This is a genomic window from Salinibacter sp. (genome assembly GCF_036626415.1).
GTDB lineage: Bacteria > Bacteroidota > Rhodothermia > Rhodothermales > Salinibacteraceae > Salinibacter.
On record NZ_JAZKRW010000081.1, the window covers coordinates 1 to 14,169 of the forward strand.

14 protein-coding genes are annotated in these 14,169 nt (G+C 65.8%); 12 read left to right on the top strand and 2 right to left on the bottom strand.

Annotated elements, in window-relative coordinates; genetic code table 11:
* Nucleotides 1-203 precede the first annotated feature (203 nt).
* Nucleotides 204-491 (top strand): hypothetical protein, encoded by a 288-nt coding sequence (locus V5A20_RS09630; RefSeq protein ID WP_332327223.1) that lies wholly within the window; start codon nucleotides 204-206, stop codon nucleotides 489-491.
* Between the two features lie 150 nt (nucleotides 492-641).
* Here V5A20_RS09630 and apaG read toward each other — a convergent pair whose 3' ends face one another.
* Nucleotides 642-1,046, bottom strand: a complete 405-nt coding sequence (gene apaG / locus V5A20_RS09635) for a Co2+/Mg2+ efflux protein ApaG (protein WP_332315951.1) — start codon at nucleotides 1,044-1,046, stop codon at nucleotides 642-644.
* A gap of 235 nt (nucleotides 1,047-1,281) precedes the next feature.
* Here apaG and V5A20_RS09640 point away from each other — a divergent pair, with 235 nt between their 5' ends.
* The 7 genes from V5A20_RS09640 to V5A20_RS09670 all read left to right on the top strand — a co-directional run bounded on the left by V5A20_RS09640 (nucleotide 1,282) and on the right by V5A20_RS09670 (nucleotide 8,515).
* On the top strand, nucleotides 1,282-2,040 hold the full coding sequence (locus V5A20_RS09640) for a phosphoadenylyl-sulfate reductase (RefSeq protein WP_332327224.1): 759 nt from the start codon (nucleotides 1,282-1,284) through the stop codon (nucleotides 2,038-2,040).
* Nucleotides 2,041-2,195: 155 nt separating this feature from the next.
* Nucleotides 2,196-4,094 carry a 2-oxoacid:acceptor oxidoreductase subunit alpha gene (locus V5A20_RS09645; RefSeq protein ID WP_332315949.1) on the top strand — a complete coding sequence of 633 codons (1,899 nt, stop codon included), beginning with the start codon at nucleotides 2,196-2,198 and terminating at the stop codon, nucleotides 4,092-4,094.
* Between the two features lie 113 nt (nucleotides 4,095-4,207).
* Nucleotides 4,208-5,572 carry a 2-oxoacid:ferredoxin oxidoreductase subunit beta gene (locus V5A20_RS09650; RefSeq protein ID WP_332327225.1) on the top strand — a complete coding sequence of 455 codons (1,365 nt, stop codon included), beginning with the start codon at nucleotides 4,208-4,210 and terminating at the stop codon, nucleotides 5,570-5,572.
* A 161-nt stretch (nucleotides 5,573-5,733) separates the two neighbouring features.
* Nucleotides 5,734-6,144 carry a DoxX family protein gene (locus V5A20_RS09655; RefSeq protein WP_332315947.1) on the top strand — a complete coding sequence of 137 codons (411 nt, stop codon included), beginning with the start codon at nucleotides 5,734-5,736 and terminating at the stop codon, nucleotides 6,142-6,144.
* A gap of 74 nt (nucleotides 6,145-6,218) precedes the next feature.
* Complete coding sequence (locus tag V5A20_RS09660) at nucleotides 6,219-6,638, top strand: DoxX family protein (protein ID WP_332315946.1); 420 nt, start codon at nucleotides 6,219-6,221, stop codon at nucleotides 6,636-6,638.
* A 7-nt stretch (nucleotides 6,639-6,645) separates the two neighbouring features.
* A complete protein-coding gene (locus V5A20_RS09665; protein ID WP_332327226.1) occupies nucleotides 6,646-7,728 on the top strand; it encodes a flavin monoamine oxidase family protein in 1,083 nt (360 codons plus the stop codon).
* A gap of 190 nt (nucleotides 7,729-7,918) precedes the next feature.
* Nucleotides 7,919-8,515 carry a DJ-1/PfpI family protein gene (locus tag V5A20_RS09670; protein WP_332315944.1) on the top strand — a complete coding sequence of 199 codons (597 nt, stop codon included), beginning with the start codon at nucleotides 7,919-7,921 and terminating at the stop codon, nucleotides 8,513-8,515.
* A 237-nt stretch (nucleotides 8,516-8,752) separates the two neighbouring features.
* On the opposite strand, the gene V5A20_RS09675 is transcribed toward V5A20_RS09670, so the two are convergent.
* Entirely contained in the window at nucleotides 8,753-9,148 is a 396-nt protein-coding gene (locus V5A20_RS09675; RefSeq protein ID WP_332315943.1) for a hypothetical protein, read from the bottom strand.
* 393 nt (nucleotides 9,149-9,541) lie between these two features.
* Between V5A20_RS09675 and V5A20_RS09680 the strand changes: the two genes are divergently transcribed.
* The 4 genes from V5A20_RS09680 to V5A20_RS09695 all read left to right on the top strand — a co-directional run bounded on the left by V5A20_RS09680 (nucleotide 9,542) and on the right by V5A20_RS09695 (nucleotide 13,891).
* Nucleotides 9,542-10,639: a quaternary amine ABC transporter ATP-binding protein gene (locus V5A20_RS09680; protein ID WP_332327227.1), complete on the top strand. Its 1,098-nt coding sequence runs from the start codon at nucleotides 9,542-9,544 to the stop codon at nucleotides 10,637-10,639.
* 54 nt (nucleotides 10,640-10,693) lie between these two features.
* Entirely contained in the window at nucleotides 10,694-11,578 is an 885-nt protein-coding gene (locus V5A20_RS09685) for an ABC transporter permease (RefSeq protein WP_332315941.1), read from the top strand.
* A 148-nt stretch (nucleotides 11,579-11,726) separates the two neighbouring features.
* On the top strand, nucleotides 11,727-12,716 hold the full coding sequence (locus V5A20_RS09690; protein WP_332315940.1) for a glycine betaine ABC transporter substrate-binding protein: 990 nt from the start codon (nucleotides 11,727-11,729) through the stop codon (nucleotides 12,714-12,716).
* 161 nt (nucleotides 12,717-12,877) lie between these two features.
* Nucleotides 12,878-13,891, top strand: coding sequence for a glycine betaine ABC transporter substrate-binding protein (locus V5A20_RS09695; RefSeq protein WP_332327228.1), 1,014 nt, complete (start codon nucleotides 12,878-12,880; stop codon nucleotides 13,889-13,891).
* The last annotated feature ends 278 nt before the right edge of the window (nucleotides 13,892-14,169 follow it).

Sequence of the window (14,169 nt, forward strand, 5' to 3'; positions counted from 1 at the left end):
GCGGGTGCAGGTCCGGTGCGACCTGAGATCGAACCTTTGCCCGGCGAGAAGCGAGGATCGATGATTCTGTGCTCGTGCTTCCGTGCCTCCCACTCTTTTTCCTCACGCCTCCATGCTCTCATCCGGCCCAACCGGGAACGTGGAAACGACGCCCCACGTTGAGCGCAGCCACTTAGGTTTTCATGGACGCTGCCGCTCCCGACATGGCCAATCTCGACTCCGACATCCCCGAGAACAAGCACATCAAGCAGGCGGTCAACCACCTCGAAAAGGTGCTCGAATACGCCCCGATGGTGGCCGAAGGCCGCGACGCCACCGTGCACCTTACGCCGGAGGACTGGCAGGTCGTGGCCGACGCCTTCTTCAACATGGACATTCCGGACGAGGTCTTTCCGGACGCCATCGAAGACTACGGGCTCACCAACGAAAACCAGACGATCACGCTCACGACCGAGGAGTACGACATCGAGATTGAGGTCGTGGCGAGTTGATGGACGCGGCATCCGCTCGAGGACCCGCCACTAATTCTGCGGGAACGACGTTCTCTCTCGGGAAGAACGGTGCGTATTGCGTGATGCGTACTGTGTAGAATTGCTGTCCTCACCAAGCACGAAATACGCAATACGAAATACGCAATACGCTCAATTCGCCGCGGCGTGGAGGGGGAACGGCGGCACGGAGACGCGGAACTGCTCCCCGTCGGCCCGCTGCACCAGGTAGTTGCCCTCCACAGTTCCGTTGAACGACTCGATCGTGCAAGACCCGTCGTGGACGTGGATCTCCCCGGGGGCAATTACCGGGTGGGGGCGGAGCGCGCCGTCGCCGGTCAGGTCTTGCCGGCTGCCGTTGGCCTCCTCAATGATCCATCGACGCCGAAGCAGTTGCACCTCGTTCGCGCTGTCGTTCTCGATCTGGATCGCGTAGCCGAACGCGAACTCGCGCTCCAGGAGGTCGGAGGGCTCGTCCAGGTAGATGGGCCGCACGGTGACGGTGATCCTGCGCGTGGTGGAGGCGTAGCTGATCATGGCGTTGGGGACAGCTTCCAAAAGGGTCTAGCCCGAGTTAGAAAAACGGAGGCGTCACCGAAAAATGCACAGCCACATTGTTACCGGCCAGCAAAGAATTGTTCAACGGGGCCCCCGCAGATTTCATAGAACCGCTTTCACGGGGCGGGGCGGTTGACGCCCACCGCGCCGAACGCTTGTTTTGAACCAGTTCGCCGCAAATCGGGTGCCAACCCGAGCACATCCGCCCTGCGTCCACGCCCTTCCGTCCGCCGCAATGGCCTTTTCTTCCGACGACGGTCCCGCGCCCTGGTCGAGCTCGCGGCTGGCGGCCCTGAACGCCCAGTTTGAGCCCCACGGGCCGAAGGCCATCCTCAACTGGGCCACCCACACCTTCGGCGACGACCTGGTGCAGGGGACCGGCTTTGGGCCGTCGGGCATCGTCATCATGCACATGCTGGCCGACCTCCGGCCCGGCACGACGGTCTTCTACCTCGACACCGATCTGCTCTTCCCGGAGACCTACGAGCTGTGCGACGACCTGGACGAGCGGCTCGATGTTGACGTGACGCGCGTCCACGGGGGGCTCTCGCTCAACGAGCAGGCGGAGCAGGAGGGGGAGGAACTCTGGAACCGGGACCCGAACCGCTGCTGCTTCCTCCGCAAGGTGAAGCCGCTCCAGACGTTCCTAGACGACCGCCGGGGCTGGATCACGGGCGTCCGCCGCGATCAGTCCGAGCGCCGCGCGGACACGGACATCTTGTCCTGGGAAGGGCAGTACGGGGTGTTCAAAATCAACCCGCTGGCCACCTGGACGCAGAAGCAGGTGTGGAAGTACCTCTTCGAGCACGACCTCCCCTACAACCCGAAGCACGACCAGGGCTACCCCAGCCTTGGCTGCGTGCCGTGCACCGAGCCGGTGGACCAGGCCGACGGCTATTCGCGAGAGGGACGTTGGGGCGACCGGGACAAAACGGAGTGCGGACTTCACACGTCGCCGGGCGAAGAAGAGGGGGCGCACGCCACGGAGTCGTAACCGGCAGGGGCGACCTCGACCGGCGCGCCTCGGCGGCGTGAACCCCGATTGAAAGCAGTGGGGCAGAGGCCCCGCACCAGGCCCTGCCCTCGAACCTTCGGGTGGGACTCATCGTTGCTATTGCCGCCAATTTAGAACGGATCTAAACGATACGGATGAGCGCGCCCGCTGACACAACGGAGACGAAGGAAATTCCCGAGGCCACAGTTCTCTTCGCCGGGGACTCCGGGGACGGAATGCAGATCACCGGGTCGCAGTTCACTCTTGCCTCCGCCTACGCCCAGAACGACCTCGCGACGCTGCCGGATTATCCCGCCGAGATTCGAGCCCCGGCGGGCACCACCTTCGGCGTGAGTGCCTTTCAGCTTCACTTCGGCGCCGAAGAGGTGCGCACGCCGGGCGAAAAGGTGGACCTGCTCGTCGCCATGAACGCGGCGGCGCTCAAGGTGCACCTCCACCGCGTCCGACCGGGCGGCACGATTATCGCCAACATCGACGCGTTCGAGGAGAAGGACTTGAAGAAAGCGGACCTCGACACCAACCCGCTCACGGACGGCACGCTGGACGACTACCAGGTGCAGGAAGTCCCCCTCACCGAGATCACCCGTGAGGAACTGTCCGATACGGACCTGTCCGTACAGGAGACCGACCGGTCGAAGAACATGTTTGCCCTCGGGCTGGCGCTCTGGATGTACGATCGCCCGGTCGAGCCCGCACAGGAGTGGATCCATGAGAAGTTTGAGGACGCCCCCGAGATCCGCGACGCGAACCTGCGAGTGCTGAAGAAGGGGTACCACTACGGCGAGACGGTGGAGGCCTTCGCGGTGCAGTATGAGGTGAACGAGGCCGCGATGAAACCCGGCACCTACCGTGCCGTGCGGGGCGCCGAGGCGCTGGCGCTGGGCCTCGTGGCCGCGAGCGTGAAGAGTGATCTCCGGCTCTTCTATGGCTCCTACCCCATCACGCCGGCGTCGGACATCCTCCATGAGCTGAGCGAGCACAAGAACTTTGGCGTCATCACGTTCCAGGCCGAAGACGAGATCGCGGCCGCGACCTCGGCGCTCGGCGCCAGCTTTGGGGGCGACCTCGGCGTGTGCGCCACCTCCGGCCCCGGCGTGGCCCTCAAGACGGAAACGATCGGCCTCGGCGTCATGACGGAGCTGCCGCTCGTCATCATCAACATGCAGCGCGGAGGCCCGTCCACGGGCCTGCCCACGAAGCCGGAACAGGGCGACCTGTTGCAGGCCGTGTACGGCCGCAACGGGGAGGCGCCGCTCCCGGTGCTCGCCGCCACGTCGCCGGGCGACTGTTTCCACACCGCCTACGAGGCGTGTCGCATCGCCACCAAGTACCGCACGCCCGTGATTCTGCTGGCCGACGGCTACCTCGGCAACGGCTCGGAGGCGTGGCGCATTCCGGACACCGACGCGCTCCCGCCCTTTGAGGTTGACTTCGAGACGGAGGCCACCGAGCGCACGATGCACAAGGACCAGGACGGCAACGACCAGTTCCTGCCGTATGTGCGCGACCCGGAGACGCTGGCCCGCGCCTGGGCCCGGCCCGGCACGCCCGACCTGGAGCACCGCCTCGGCGGGCTGGAGAAGGAGCACCGGACGGGCGACGTTTCCTACGACGCTGAGAACCACCAGAAGATGGTGGAGATGCGGGCCCAAAAGGTGCAGAACGTGACGCAGGACATTCCGCCCACGCAGGTGCACGGGGCCGCCGACGGCGACCTGCTCGTGCTGGGCTGGGGGTCCACGAAGGGGGCGATTGAAGAGGCCACCGAGCGGGCCAACGACCAGGGGCGCCGCGTCGGCAGCGTCGTGCTCCGCCACGTGTGGCCCCTGCCGGCCGACCTCGGGGCCGTGTGCGACCGCTTCGACCGCGTGCTCGTCCCCGAGCTCAACAACGGCCAGCTGATCCGCGTCCTGCGCGACCAGTACCCGAGCCGCGACTTCGCGCCCCTCCACAAGATTCAGGGACGGCCCTTCCGGGCGGAGGAGATCGTGGGCGAGATCGAAAGCCTGCTCGGGGCGCCGACGCCCGCCTAGAACGCGTATTCCGTATTGCGTATTTCGTCACGGCAGGCTCCGATACGCGATACGAAACACGCAACACGCCGTGACAGGGAACCGATTTTCTTGATGGACCCGACCCGACATCGATGAGCGACGAAACGTCAAATTCCTCCTCGAAGGGCCAGACGCCGGACGGCACCAAGAAGCCGGACCTTCCGCCCGGCCTTGCCGGCGGGGGCGACGATCAGGACCAGAGCGCGTCCGACGAGCAGACGGCACCCGGCACGAAGAAACCAGACCTCCCACCGGGGCTCGGGGGTGGGGATGACGAATCGGACGACCCGGGCACGAAAAAACCGGCAGGGCCACCGGGGGCGAAGAAGCCTGCGGGCCCGCCCTCGCCCGGCAGTGATGGCGATGGGGACGATGGCCCCACGCTCCCGCCCGGCTACAGCGGCGACGGCGGGGGCGAGGCGCTCTCCCGGGAAGACTTCCAGTCGGACCAAGAGGTGCGCTGGTGCCCCGGCTGCGGCGATTATGCCATCCTGTCGACCGTGCAGCGTCTGCTGCCGGACCTGGGGGTGGACAAGGAGAACGTTGTGTTCATTAGCGGCATCGGGTGTGCGGGCCGGTTTCCGTACTACATGGACACGTACGGCATGCACAGCATCCACGGGCGGGCCCCGGCCGTGGCTACGGGGCTCAAGACGAGCACCCCGGAGCTGGACGTGTGGGTGGTGACCGGCGACGGCGACGCGCTCTCCATCGGCGGCAATCACCTGATCCACGTCTTCCGCCGCAACCTCGACACGCAGATCCTGCTCTTCAACAACGAGATCTACGGCCTTACGAAGGGCCAGTACAGCCCCACGTCCGACGCGGGGACCGTCTCGAAGAGCACGCCCTACGGCTCTGTGGATCGGCCCTTTAATCCCGTGTCCGTTGCACTGGGGGCCGATGCCTCCTTCGTGGCGCGCACCATGGACCGCGATCCGCAGCACATGAAGGCCATGATGCAGGCCGCCCACGCCCACGACGGCACGGGCTTCCTGGAGATCTACCAGAACTGCAACATCTTCAACGACGGGGCCTTCTTCGAATTCACCGAGCGGGAGACGAAGGACGAGCGCGCCCTCTTCCTGGAGCACGGCGAGCCGATGACGTTCGCCAACGGCACGAGGGGCATCCGGCTCGACACCCTCCAGCCCGAGGTGGTCGACCTGGAGGGCGGCGACTGGTCGGTCGACGACTGCCTCGTGCACGACGAGACCTCCCCGGAGCTGGCCACCATCCTCGGCCGCATGTCGTGGCAGGATGACGACGGCGACCCGATTCCCCGCCTGGACGAGACCGGTACACAGCTGCCCCGCCCGTTCGGGGTGATCCACCGCACGGAGCGGCCCACGTACGCGGAACGCGTGCATCAACAGCTCGACCGTGTCACGGCAGAGCAGGGCGAGGGCGACCTCGATGCGCTGCTCCGCTCCGGGGAGACCTGGACGATCGAGTAGGCCGCTCTCCGTTGTGCCCTGGACCATTCTTCGACTCTTCGACGCGCGGAGGCATCTCTCGGCTTCGTCCCCGGTGCCGAACGGCGCCGCTCGACAAACCGCCCGCCGTTTTCTATACTTGAGGCGGGTTCATCTAGCCTTTTAAAACTGCTCGTCGAGCTATGATCTGGACACACCTTAGCAAATTCCGGGACCTGGGCCTCCTCCTGCTCCGTGCAACGTTTGGCTTGTACATGGCCGTCGGCCACGGATGGGGAAAGATCGTCGGCGGGCCCGAGCAGTGGGCCGGGCTGGGCGGCACGATGGAGATCTTCGGGCTCGGCTTCGCCCCCACCTTCTGGGGGTTGATGGCCGCCCTCGCCGAGTTCGCTGGGGCCTTGCTCGTTGCACTCGGTCTGCTGACTCGCCCGGCGGCCCTCCTCCTCGTGATCAACATGGCCGTGGCCGCGACGGCCCACATCACCGGGGCCATCGACGGCAGTCCCGAAACGGCCCTCCTGTACGCGTTCGTGTTCCTGAGCCTCGTCTTCGTGGGGCCGGGGAAATACAGCGTCGATGAGCTCGCGGGCTGACGTCCGGCCGGGTCGGCACGGCTGGCGGGGCTCGAGAAACGCGTTCCTGTCTTCCAATCAACCCAGTAACCGTCATGGACTCGTCCCGGTGGGCCTCCATCGACCTCGCGCTGCTCGTCCTTCGGATCGGCATCGGCGTCTCGTTCGTCTTCGTGTACGGGGCCGATAAGATGTTTGGGGGGCCCGCGCAGTGGGCGGATCTGGGGGCCACCATGGGCATCTTTGGGATCACCTTTTGGCCCACCTTCTGGGGCTTCATGGCGGCGGCCACGGAGTTCGTGGGCGGCGTCTGCCTGATGCTCGGCCTGCTCTTTCGCCCGATCCTGGGGCTTCTCTTGGGGACCATGTTCGTCGCGGCGTCGAGCCACATCGCGGCGGGGGAAGGGCCCTGGCACGCCACGGAGATGGCGACGGTGTTCGCGGCGCTCCTGTTGACGGGCCCCGGCCGGTACAGCATAGACGCGTATTTTCGATCGTCGACAGGAGCAGAGTAGGCCGCACATGTCTGAGTCCCCGTCCATTCTGGTCGCGGGAGCGGGGCTGGCGGGCCTCGTGGCGGCCACCGAACTGCACGAGGCGGGCGTGTCGGTCCGCGTCTGGGAGGCGCGCGATCGAGTGGGGGGACGGTGCTGGAGCCCGGCCGTCGGCCCCAACGACGTGCGTCTCGACCTGGGGGCGTCCTGGCACTGGGAGGCGCACGAACGGGTGCGCACGCTGGCCGAGCGCCTCGGCATCGAGCGGGTGCGCCAGCACGAGCCCGGCGTGGCGGTGCAGGAGTGGGCCCGGGACGATCCCGTAGACCATTTCGAGTGGCCGGAGGCCCCGCCGCCCTCCTGGCGCCTCGTGGGCGGGGCCCAGGCCCTCCACGAGCGCCTCGCCGCCGCCCTTCCGGACGCCGCCCTCCGCCTTCGCCACCGCCTCCGCGCCCTGCAGCGCGCGGGGGGACAGGTGCAGGCCACCGCCCAGACGCCCGAGGGCCCCCAGGATGCGTCGGTCGACGCGGTGGTGCTTGCCCTTCCGCCCCGACTGGCCGCCCATGCCCTTCAGTTCGACCCTGCGCTGCCGGACGCGCTGGCCTCGGCCCTCCGCGACACCACGACCTGGATGAGTCCTTCGGCCAAGGCGGCCGTGGTCTACGACCGCCCGTTCTGGCGCGAGCAGGGCCTCGCCGGGCGCGTGCGGAGCGCCGTCGGGCCGGTGCACGACTGGCACGACGCCGTGACGCCCGACGGCCACGCCGCCCTCGTCGGGTTTATGCATCCCCCAGGCCCCGATTCCCCCACCCCAAGCGATCCGGGCACGCGGGACGCCGCCCTCGTTCGTCAGCTCGTGCACTGCTTCGGTGAGGCCGCCGACTCCCCGATCGGCATCGCAACGGCCGACTGGCGGCACGACACGGCCACGACGCCGCCCACGGGGCCCAAGCCGGGGCCGCACACGCCCCCAGACCCTGCCCCTGTCCTCCGACGCGCCCAGTGGGAGGGGCGCCTGCACGTTGCCGCGGCCGAAACCGCCGCCGACCATCCCGGCTACCTCGACGGGGCCATCGAAGCGGGCCGCCGGGCCGCCTCCGCCCTGACGTAGCACTGGGCCGCAGACGGACCGGGCAGAAGAGGGTAGGTGTCGGCGCGTAGGTCCCCGCGGAGGCCCGGAGCCTCAATCGTGGTCGTGCGTATGTCTCCTGCGTGGCCGACGGGCCGAACCCATCCCGCCCCGTCCGGCATGCAAAACGATGCAAAACTCTCGCCCTGTTTACAAAATCCCCAGATCAGCCATGTCCAAAAAGATCCTGATGATCGTCGGCGACTTCGCCGAGGACTACGAAACGATGGTCCCCTTCCAGATGCTCGACCTGGCGGGCCACGAGGTGCACGCCGTGTGCCCCGAGAAGGAGGCCGGCGACACGATTAAGACGGCCATCCACGACTTCGAGGGCGACCAGACCTACACGGAGAAGCCGGGCCACAACTTTGCCCTCAACGCCACCTTCGACGAGGTGGACCCGGCCGACTACGACGCGCTCTGCCTGCCGGGCGGCCGCGCGCCGGAGTACCTGCGCCTGAACGATGAAGTGATCGAGGCGGTGCAGCACTTCTTCGAGGAAGACAAGCCCGTGGCGGCGATCTGCCATGCCCTGCAGACCCTCGCCGCCGCCGACGTGCTGGAGGGACGCCGCTGCTCGGCGTACCCGGCCTGCGCGCCGGAGGTGGAGGCCGCCGGTGGCACGTACGTCGACCTCGAGATGACCGAGGCGGTGACCGACGGCACCCTCGTCACGGCCCCGGCCTGGCCCGCCCACGCCGCCTGGATCCGTCAGTTCCTGGAGGTGCTGGGCACCCGCATCGAGCACGCCGAGCCGGTGGCGGCCTAGCGCAGCGCCCCTTGTGAAAAAACACGGAGCGCCGGCTTTCTTCAGGGCCGGCGCTCTTTTTTTGTCTCGGAGCAGGTTTGTGGGGGCGGCTCGTCGGGCGTTGAGACCATCCGGGGGAGGCTTTACAGGCCTCTCGTAGCGGAGACGGTGTAGCGGAGACGGTGCGGCTGAGATCCTCCCTCGAGGAGGAGAGAGACGCCCCCCACGGCCGCGCCGGGGGAAGCCCGATTGGGCCGGTCAGTCGTAGACCAGATCGCCAAGGAAGGAGGGGGGCGAGCGGTCCTCCACGAACGCGCGGCCCTCCTCCTCGCCGTTCTCGCGGATCGTCGTGAGGTCCGGATCGCTGGTGACGCTTCCGTCGAAGACGATGCCCGCCGCGATGTCGGCGAGACGCTGTCCAAGGTCGCCCTCACGCGGAAGGCCCTGTCGGCAGCCCCGTTCCAGGGTGCGGATCGTGTGGTTGCCCACGGGCTCGTCCATCGCGCGGCTCACCCCCGCCGTGAAGCCCACGACATAGGCCGCAGGCTTGGCCTTCAGCAGGCTGGGGGCGTAGTCGCCCGGCAGGTCCCCCACCTGTAGGCGCAGGCCGTCGGCAACGGCTTCGATGACCTTCGCGGAGCGATCGTCGGGCATGAGACACGGGACGGTCGGTTCAAAGATGAGGAATCGGTCTATGAATTGAGCCTCGGGCGTTCGGGAGCGTCGCCGACCAATCGCCTGTGGCACAGTCGGCCCCAAGAATGTCTGAACTTTTTGTTCGGTTTCGTACTTCGCACCCCTTTTTGAGAATTCTCGAGTTATAAAACTCGAAGGATAAAAAATAGGGGCTCGTTCGTGTGACTCTTTATAAGGTTGTATGAAAGAGGGGGAGAATGGGGAGAACGGTCCTGTTTCTCTAAACATGTCTCCCCCCAAGTAGCTAATTAGTAGAGTCCTGGGCGCAGGCGAAACGCATCGTGCCCGCTTGCTCTCTGCAGTTGGCTTGTCCCCACTACGCTTACACTTAGCGAACAAGCTACGTACGTCATGGCTGTTATCGAAGCAAAGGGACTCTGGAAAATTTTTGGGGGCGACCCCGAGCGCGCTCGTACCCTCGCGAAGGAGGGAACGTCGAAGGCAAAGGTCAAGGAAGAGACCGGCTCCGTAATCGCGGTGGACGATGCCAACTTCGAGGTGCAAGAGCAGGAAATCTTCGTGGTCATGGGGCTCTCGGGAAGTGGGAAGTCGACGCTGCTCCGGTGTGTGAACCGGCTGATTGAGCCGACCTTCGGGAGCGTGCGCGTCCACGACGACGAGGTGACGGCCTTCGACGAAGACCGCCTCCGCGAGCTGCGCCGGACCAAGATGTCGATGGTCTTTCAGAACTTTGGGCTCTTCCCCCACCGAACGGTCATCGGGAACGTGGAGTACGGCCTGGAGGTGGCGGGGATGGACAAGGAGCAGCGGCGCGAGAAGGCCCGCCAGTCCTTGGAGCTCGTGGGCCTGGACGGCTACGAGGACAGCCAGACCAGCCAGCTGAGTGGGGGCATGCAGCAGCGGGTGGGCCTGGCCCGGGCCCTCGTCAACGACCCTGAAATCCTGCTGATGGACGAGGCCTTCAGTGCCCTCGACCCTCTGATTCGGGCCGACATGCAGAACGAGTTGCTGGAGCTGCAGGAGCAGTGGGACCCGGCCTGTACGATCCTCTTCATTACCCACGACCTCGACGAGGCGCTGAAGATGGGCGACCGCATCGCCATCATGAAAGATGGACGCATCGCTCAGATCGGAACCCCCACCGAGATCCTCACCGAGCCCGCCGACGAGTATGTGCGCTCCTTCGTCGAGAACGTGGACCGCACGAAGATCGTCCCCGCCCGCACCGTGATGCGCGACCTCCGCGACGACGAGACGGTGCCCGCCGACGGCCCGTCCGTCTCGTCCCACACACCGATCGCCGAGCTGCTCCCGACCCTGATGGACGCGGAGGGGCCCCTGGCCGTGCGCGACTCGGACGGCACTCTCCAGGGGGTCGTAAGCCAGAAGGCCGTGATGGAGGAGGTCGTGCAGAACGCCGACGGGGCCCGGCGACGGGACGCCCGCGCCGGACGGACCGACGAAGATCCCGAAGCGGCGGTGGCTTGATTCCAGACGGTCTTTCCTCCACGCTCATCGTTTGAACGGAGACTCTAAGTGCCCATGCGATTGGATCTTGGCGGTGCCTTCGCGTCCCTTATTGAATGGATTCAAAACAACTTCGGCCCCTTCCTCGACGGCGTGACGTCCGTGATTGGGGCAACCATCACGGGGCTGGAGGAGGCATTGCTCTTCCTGCCAAGCTGGGCGATGATTCTGCTTTTTACCCTCCTTGCGTGGTGGGTGGCCTCCCGGGGCGTGGCAATTTTCACGGTGATTGGGTTGACCCTCCTCGAAGATGTTGAGTTTGCCCTGCTTGGGGTAGAGATTGCCTTCGGCATGGGGCTGTGGGAGTTCACCATGCAGACGCTGGCGCTCGTCGCCACGGCGACGCTGCTCTCGCTGCTCATCGGGATTCCCGTGGGCATCTGGGCGGCGAAAAACGACGTGGTGGACGCGATCGTGCGGCCGATCCTCGACTTCATGCAGACGATGCCGGCGTTTGTGTACCTCATTCCGGCCGTCGTGCTCTTCGGGCTGGGGCAGGTGCCGGGCGTCATCGCCACCTTCATCTTCGCCACGCCCCCGTGCGTGCGCCTGACCAACCTCGGCATCCGGCAGGTGTCGGAGGAAGCGGTGGAGGCGGCGCAGTCCTTCGGGTCCACCCCGAGCCAGATGCTCTTCAAGGTGGAGCTGCCAATGGCACTGCCCACCATCCTGGCGGGGGTCAACCAGACGGTGCTTCTGGCCCTGTCGATGGTGGTGATCGCCGCCCTCATCGGGGCCGGCGGGCTGGGAGACCCGGTCGTGGAGGGCATTCAGCAGTTGCGCATTGGGGTCGGGTTTGAGGGGGGGCTGGCCATTGTGATTCTGGCCATTTTCCTGGACCGCATCACGCAGGCCGTGGGGGAAAAGGTGGGCGCTTCTACCCAGGCCGCGACGGGATAGTCCACGACACCTTGCTTTGGAGAAACGACACCGTTCTTTTTGTGACGGCGACCGGGATGAGGAGACACACCGTCTCCCGTCCAGGCGCGTCTCGATGCTTGACGACACAACGTTGACACTCACCATCACAAGCAAACGCCTTAACGATATGAAGCTTTTCTCGACATCACTTCGCTCCTTCCTCGCCGTTGTTGCGGCCATCGGCCTTCTTGGAACCGGGCTCGCCGGCTGTGGGGGCGGCGGAGACGGTCAAGACGTGTCGCGAGACATGAACATGGTCACGGTCAACTGGATCGAGGGCATGGCCTTCACCTACGTTCAGGAGCAGGTCATGGAAAACCAGTATGACATGGAGGTCGACGTCCGAGAGGTGGGCGGCGGCGGCATTGCCTTCTCGTCGGTCGCCGATGGAGACCGCGACTACTTCAACGAGGCGTGGCTTCCCACGACCCACCAGGACCCCTGGAGCAAGGCGCAAGGGAGCGCCGCCAAGCTGGGGTACACCTACAAGGGGACGTCGGTGGGCCTGACCGTGCCGGCGTACATGGACATTTCCAGCGTCTCAGAGCTGGAAAACTACCGCGACGAGTTGAACGGCGAGATCAACGGCATCGAGTCCGGGGCGGCGGTCAACGACCAGACGCGCCAGATTCTCGAAAACAATGGCCTCGACGGGTTCTCGGTGGTGGCGTCCAGCGGCCCGGCCACCTGGCAGGCGCTGGAGAACGCCGTCAACAACGAGCAGCCCATCGTCGTGACGGGCTGGTACCCGCACTGGAAGTGGGGCTCGTTCGACCTGAAGTACCTTGAGGGCGCGCAGACGGGACAGTCTCCGGTGTTCGGGGATCCTGAGGATGTCTTCAAGATCGTCGACAACGAGTTCACGGAGGAGTTTCCGAAGGAGGTCGTCTGCTTCCTGAAGGTGTCGGAGGTCAGCGACGAGCAGATCGAGAGCCTCATGGCCGACTTCCGCGACCGCGGCGACATGAGCAAGCGGGAGGCCGCCAACCAGTGGATTGAAAACCACCCGGAAGACGTCAATGCCTGGACGGACCAGGCCGAAGAGTGCGCCGCCTCCGATGGGGCGGTGGAGACGCTTCCGGACGACGCCACCTTCTCGCGCGAGCAAGGCGCGTAGGAATCCGACATCGGAGATGATGACGCAGCACCCCCGGCTGCCCTGTGGCGGTTGGGGGTGTTTTATGAGCGACCGTGGCACTGATGAGGATTGCGCAGGTGCCGTGACAGGACGTCCCGGCCTGCTGCACGTTAATGCTCTTTGATCAACAATGCGTTTCCATGAGACAGTTTGTCGCTTCGATACGCTCACTTAGTCGCTCGTACTGTGTCGTGGCCGTTGCGGCGTCGGTTCTGGCGCTGGGCGTGGCCGGCTGCGGGAGCGATGCCCCCGACGGCGATCGTGAGGGCGCGTCCTCGCCCACGCTGAAGATGGTCACGGTGAACTGGATTGAGGGCCTCGCCATGAGCTACATGCAGGCGCAGGTCCTGGAGGACAGCCTGAACGTGCCGGTGGACCTGAAAGAGGCCCAGGGGGGCGGCATCGCCTTCTCGTCGGTGGCGGAGGGCGATCGGGACTTCTTTAACGAGGCCTGGCTCCCCACCACACACCAAAACTCGTGGGGCGACCTCCAGGACCAGCTCCAGAAGCTCGGCTACACGTACCGGGGCACCTCGGGCGGGCTGGTGGTCCCGGCCTACATGGACCTCCGCTCGGCGGCCAACATCGACGAGTACCGCGAGGCCCTCGATGGACAGATCCACGGCATCGAGGCCGGGTCGCCCACCAACGAGAACATCCGCCAGGTGCTGGCCCAGCACGACATCGAGGGCTTCTCGGCGGTGGCGGCCAGTGGCCCGGCCACGTGGCAGCGCCTTCGGAGCGCCATCGAGGAGCAGGAACCGATCATCGTGGCGGGGTGGAAGCCGCACTGGAAGTGGAGCGAGTTTGACCTCCGGTACCTCCAGGAGGGCCAGACCAATCAGTCGCCCGCCTACGGGCCGCCGGAGGACATCTTTACGATCGTCGACAACGAGTTCATCGACGAATTTCCGAAGGAGGCCGTCTGCTTCCTCCAAGAGTTTGAAGTGAACGACCAACAGGTGGGCAGCCTCATGAACACGTTCCGCACCCGCGGAGACATGAGCAAGAGCGGCGCCGCCGAACAATGGATCCGGAACCACCCCGGGCACGTCTCGGCGTGGCTCGACCAGGCCGAGGCGTGTGCCGCCTCGGACGAGGCCGTGACCCCTCTGCCCGACGACGCTACCCACTCACGCGACCAAGGGGCCTAGGAACGTGCGCCCGGCCGCACCTCTGCACGCTGTAACAGGTGCGGAGTCGACAGATGTGGCCCACGCGTCGCCCTGATACGATCATCGTGATCTCTTCCCTCGATCTACATGCCTCAACCGGATCACCTCCGGTTTCGTGTGTAGCACTACGCTACCCTCTGTGACTCTTTCTCACAACGCGTTACATTCCCATATGAATCGGTACTGTACTGCAGTTCTCGCGCTTTTCCTCACCGCTGGACTGGTGCTTCCCGGCTCGGCCCTCGCCGACGACCCGG

Excerpts from the sequence above, each read along its gene's own strand:
- V5A20_RS09630 (WP_332327223.1), top strand. The coding sequence starts at position 204 with ATGGCCAATCTCGACTCCGACATCCCCGAGAACAAGCACATCAAGCAG.
- V5A20_RS09640 (WP_332327224.1), top strand. The coding sequence starts at position 1,282 with ATGGCCTTTTCTTCCGACGACGGTCCCGCGCCCTGGTCGAGCTCGCGG.
- V5A20_RS09645 (WP_332315949.1), top strand. The coding sequence starts at position 2,196 with ATGAGCGCGCCCGCTGACACAACGGAGACGAAGGAAATTCCCGAGGCC.
- V5A20_RS09650 (WP_332327225.1), top strand. The coding sequence starts at position 4,208 with ATGAGCGACGAAACGTCAAATTCCTCCTCGAAGGGCCAGACGCCGGAC.
- V5A20_RS09655 (WP_332315947.1), top strand. The coding sequence starts at position 5,734 with ATGATCTGGACACACCTTAGCAAATTCCGGGACCTGGGCCTCCTCCTG.
- V5A20_RS09660 (WP_332315946.1), top strand. The coding sequence starts at position 6,219 with ATGGACTCGTCCCGGTGGGCCTCCATCGACCTCGCGCTGCTCGTCCTT.
- V5A20_RS09665 (WP_332327226.1), top strand. The coding sequence starts at position 6,646 with ATGTCTGAGTCCCCGTCCATTCTGGTCGCGGGAGCGGGGCTGGCGGGC.
- V5A20_RS09670 (WP_332315944.1), top strand. The coding sequence starts at position 7,919 with ATGTCCAAAAAGATCCTGATGATCGTCGGCGACTTCGCCGAGGACTAC.
- V5A20_RS09675 (WP_332315943.1), bottom strand. The coding sequence starts at position 9,148 with ATGCCCGACGATCGCTCCGCGAAGGTCATCGAAGCCGTTGCCGACGGC.
- V5A20_RS09680 (WP_332327227.1), top strand. The coding sequence starts at position 9,542 with ATGGCTGTTATCGAAGCAAAGGGACTCTGGAAAATTTTTGGGGGCGAC.
- V5A20_RS09685 (WP_332315941.1), top strand. The coding sequence starts at position 10,694 with ATGCGATTGGATCTTGGCGGTGCCTTCGCGTCCCTTATTGAATGGATT.
- V5A20_RS09690 (WP_332315940.1), top strand. The coding sequence starts at position 11,727 with ATGAAGCTTTTCTCGACATCACTTCGCTCCTTCCTCGCCGTTGTTGCG.
- V5A20_RS09695 (WP_332327228.1), top strand. The coding sequence starts at position 12,878 with ATGAGACAGTTTGTCGCTTCGATACGCTCACTTAGTCGCTCGTACTGT.